The following is a 3318-nucleotide window of genomic DNA, read 5'->3' as shown; positions in this document are numbered from 1 at the left end:
ACCAATCAAAATGCTGCGTTCACAGCGCCGCGGCAGGGATCCGCCGTGCTGGTTGTCGGAAAAGGAGCCGCTAGTGGGAAAGAGGAGGGTAAATTTTCAGCGTTGCTGGCTCCCCGTCAGCCGGATTGGGTTGCATCGCAGGGGTGTCGAAAGAGTCAACTGCGGTCCAAAGCTGTTGGACTTGGGTGAAAAGGGCGTTTATTCTTCCTATACGTCGATCGATTGAATGAAGGACATATACAATCATTTCTCCGACATTTGGTTATGGAGCGAAAAGTTTCAATATCTTATCAAAACCAGGCAATCAATGCGATTAAGTTTTATTACGAACGTGTTTTGGGTGGACAACGGAAAACATATTTCATCGAAAGACCAAAAAAAGAAAAAACACTTCCTGTTGTGATGAGTGAAGAAGAAACCATTCGGGTACTACGCGCTATTGAAAACGTGAAACACAAGGCTATTCTGATGACTATTTATTCGGCAGGTTTGCGCATTTCTGAATGTATAAACCTGAAAATAAAAGACATTGACTCCAAGCGCATGCAAATTCGTATAGAACAGTCAAAAGGAAAAAGAGATCGTTATACCATTTTATCTGAGAAAACATTAATTATTTTAAGAACATACTTTATGGAATATAAACCAAAAGATTATTTATTTGAAGGTCAAAAAGGTGGCGCATACTCAAGCCGAAGTATTCAAAACATTTTTAAAGCAGCTGTTTTAAAAGCAAAGATTCAAAAGGAAGTTACTGTACATACCTTACGACATAGCTTTGCAACGCATTTGCTTGAGAATGGTACGAGTTTACGTTATATTCAAATGACAATGCGAATAGATACAGACAAACAAATGAATTTACTTAGTGATAAGAACGTTGCAATAATTGGTGGTGGACCCGTTGGACTGACTATGGCAAAATTATTACAGCAAAACGGCATAGACGTTTCAGTTTACGAAAGAGACAACGACCGAGAGGCAAGAATTTTTGGTGGAACCCTTGACCTACACAAAGGTTCAGGTCAGGAAGCAATGAAAAAAGCGGGATTGTTACAAACTTATTATGACTTAGCCTTACCAATGGGTGTAAATATTGCTGATGAAAAAGGCAATATTTTATCCACAAAAAATGTAAAGCCCGAAAATCGATTTGACAATCCTGAAATAAACAGAAATGACTTAAGGGCTATCTTGTTGAATAGTTTAGAAAACGACACGGTTATTTGGGATAGAAAACTTGTTATGCTTGAACCTGGTAAGAAGAAGTGGACACTAACTTTTGAGAATAAACCGAGTGAAACAGCAGATTTGGTTATTCTTGCCAATGGTGGAATGTCGAAAATAAGGAGCTTTGTTACCGACACGCAAGTTGAAGAAACCGGTACTTTCAACATCCAAGCTGATATTCTTCAACCGGAAATAAACTGTCCCGGATTTTTTCAGCTATGCAACGGCAACCGATTAATGGCGGGACATCAGGGCATTTTATTGTTTGCCAATCCCAATAATAATGGTGCATTGTATTTAGGAATTAGTTTTAAAACGCCCGATGAATGGAAAAATAAAATTCCCTTAGATTTTCAGGACAGAAACAGCGTTGCCGATTTTTTATTGAAAAGATTTTCCAAATGGAGTGAAGTTTACAAACAATTAATACGTTCGGTATCAACATTTCAATGCTTGCCCACAAGGAAATTTCCTTTGAACAATGATTGGAAAAGTAACCGTCCATTACCCATAACAATGATTGGCGATGCTGCTCATTTGATGTCGCCTTTTGCAGGACAGGGTGTAAATACGGGATTATTGGATGCTTTGATATTGTCTGAAAACCTTACAAACGGAGAATTTACAAGTATTGAAAATGCCATCGAAAACTACGAACAACAAATGTTTGTTTATGCAAAAGATACGCAGGACGAATCGACAGAAAACGAAACCGAAATGTTTAGTCCCAATTTTTCGTTTCAAAAATTATTGAATCTATAAACAGTAAGAAAAAACGGCTACTAACAAGCAGTTTTGCAATAGTGGGGCAGAAGTGCAAAATTGAACTTGTGTGCTTCTATCAACTTTTGTACATTAGCTGCCAGTTTAAGATGGGTGCATTTGAGTATGCCCAAAGGAGCCCGCAAGTATGCGCAGGACGAAGCCAGTAGCCGCGCCGATGGTGGCGCGGGTCTATCTGCGCGTCAGCACCGACGCGCAGGACTTGGAACGCCAAGAGGCGATCACTACGGCCGCGAAGGCCGCCGGCTACTACGTCGCCGGCATCTACCGTGAGAAGGCATCCGGCGCACGCGCCGACCGGCCTGAGCTGCTGCGCATGATCGGCGACCTACAGCCCGGCGAGGTGGTCATTGCCGAGAAGATCGACCGCATCAGCCGCCTACCTTTGCCCGAGGCCGAGCGCCTGGTGGCCTCGATACAGGCCAAAGGCGCACGCCTGGCCGTCCCTGGCGTGGTCGATCTATCCGACCTGGCGGCCGAGGCCCAGGGCGTCGCCAAGATCGTGCTGGAAGCCGTGCAGATCATGCTTTTTCGCCTGGCCTTGCAGATGGCCCGCGACGACTACGAGGACAGGCGCGAACGCCAGCGCCAAGGCATTGAGTTGGCCCGCCAGGCCGGGCGGTACAAGGGCCGCCGTGCTGATCCGAAGCGCCGCGCCCAAGTTGTCGCGCTGCGCAAGTCCGGCTACAGCATCAACAAGACCGCCGAGCTGGCCGGGTACAGTGCGGCCCAGGTGAAACGGATATGGGCCGAGGTCAGCCAGGCCGAAGCGAAGCAGCACGGCGCGTTCGTGGAGGACGCATTGACGGAAGCCGATGCCCTGGCCGCTGTCGGCCAGGATGAGCGCCAGGAGGAAAGGGCATGAAGAAGCCGAACCAAGACGACGAGCCGTTTTTCATCACCGAGGAGATTGCGGCCGAAATGATCGCCGGCGGCTATGAGTTCGAGCTGCCGCCCATTCCTTGCACCATCCGCCTACGCGACGTGCTGGAGCGCATGACCGATGCTGAGCTAGCATTGCAGCCGGGCGAGATCGCCGACCAGGAGCGTGAACGCTGCCGGCGCAAGCCGTGTTCAACCTCATGATCTGGTCATGGTATTTTTCATGGCACTGAGCCTGATAGTTCTTGCAAATTGTTGTCACTAAAGGGTTTTGTGTGCTTGTTTACAATCGAGTGGGAGTGACGGGCACTGGCTGGCAATGTCTAGCAACGGCAGGCATTTCGGCTGAGGGTAAAAGAACTTTCCGCTAAGCGATAGACTGTATGTAAACACAGTATTGCAAGGACGCGGAACATGCCTCAT

3 protein-coding genes and 1 pseudogene are annotated in these 3318 nt (G+C 46.9%); all 4 read left to right on the top strand.

From position 1 onward, the window contains the following. Positions 1-264: 264 nt before the first annotated feature. A pseudogene (locus tag FTT63_RS15860) lies at positions 265-822 on the top strand (tyrosine-type recombinase/integrase); the annotation flags it as partial. A 3-nt stretch (positions 823-825) separates the two neighbouring features. After that, complete coding sequence (locus FTT63_RS15055) at positions 826-1992, top strand: tetracycline-inactivating monooxygenase Tet(X3) (protein WP_024160783.1); 1167 nt, start codon at positions 826-828, stop codon at positions 1990-1992. Between the two features lie 148 nt (positions 1993-2140). Next, on the top strand, positions 2141-2878 hold the full coding sequence (locus FTT63_RS15050; protein WP_001366550.1) for a recombinase family protein: 738 nt from the start codon (positions 2141-2143) through the stop codon (positions 2876-2878). Continuing rightward, on the top strand, positions 2875-3099 hold the full coding sequence (locus FTT63_RS15045) for a hypothetical protein (protein WP_000743213.1): 225 nt from the start codon (positions 2875-2877) through the stop codon (positions 3097-3099). The genes FTT63_RS15050 and FTT63_RS15045 overlap by 4 nt, the downstream gene beginning before the upstream one ends. Positions 3100-3318: the final 219 nt, after the last annotated feature.

It is taken from the genome of Acinetobacter sp. C15 (assembly GCF_013420645.1).
Taxonomy (GTDB): Bacteria; Pseudomonadota; Gammaproteobacteria; order Pseudomonadales; family Moraxellaceae; genus Acinetobacter; species Acinetobacter indicus.
This window is presented reverse-complemented; position numbering and strand designations above follow the sequence as displayed.